The organism is Bartonella sp. AP72JLCBS, assembly GCF_042195705.1.
Lineage (GTDB): Bacteria > Pseudomonadota > Alphaproteobacteria > Rhizobiales > Rhizobiaceae > Bartonella.
The window spans coordinates 1-568 of sequence record NZ_JBHIOU010000142.1 but is presented as its reverse complement, the minus strand read 5'-3'; the positions used below and the strand labels follow the sequence as shown (position 1 = coordinate 568).

1 protein-coding gene is annotated in these 568 nt (G+C 57.7%); it reads right to left on the bottom strand.

Annotation, left to right across the window (positions count from 1 at the left end):
- Positions 1-285: 285 nt before the first annotated feature.
- A complete protein-coding gene (locus ACFILO_RS09780) occupies positions 286-450 on the bottom strand; it encodes a hypothetical protein (protein WP_375678247.1) in 165 nt (54 codons plus the stop codon).
- Positions 451-568 lie beyond the last annotated feature (118 nt).

The following is a 568-nucleotide window of genomic DNA, read 5'->3' as shown; positions in this document are numbered from 1 at the left end:
AGCAGATCAGTGAGCGGGCGTGGTGATAGTACAGGGGTGTTGAGCCGGCAGGAGCTGCTGTATCTCCATTCCATGACACAGCGCGAGCCACTCCACCTCGGGCACATACTCGCAGATTATATCAGACACCAGGGACATTATGCTAAGGAGATATAGCACTCGGCTGGCTATGGGATTGGGCCTTATAGATGCAACTAGAGGAGTTGCTACGGAGATCGTTCCATCTCCCCTCTGCAGAGAGACTATGAGGCTCATGGGGATGATACGACGCGCAGGGCCAGGAGTCTACACAATGGTCCCTCCCCAGACTCCAGTAGTAGCAGCACCAGCAGAGGGGGGGGACCCGGCACCAGAGGCACAAGCAGAGGCCGAGGCACCCCATATAGCACCAGCACCCGCTACTCGCGCCGATGATCGCCTTGAGAGGCTCGAGGGTGCTGTTGGGGGCATCCGGACCGAGTTAGCCCAGATGCGAGGCGTGTTCACACATTTCAGGGTGGAGGTCAGAGATCGATTCGACCAGCTAGAGCAGTTACTACTTACTGCTCTGACCGCCCCCTACACCATC

Coding starts and splice junctions, on each gene's coding strand:
- ACFILO_RS09780 (WP_375678247.1), bottom strand. CDS start 450: ATGCCCCCAACAGCACCCTCGAGCCTCTCAAGGCGATCATCGGCGCGA.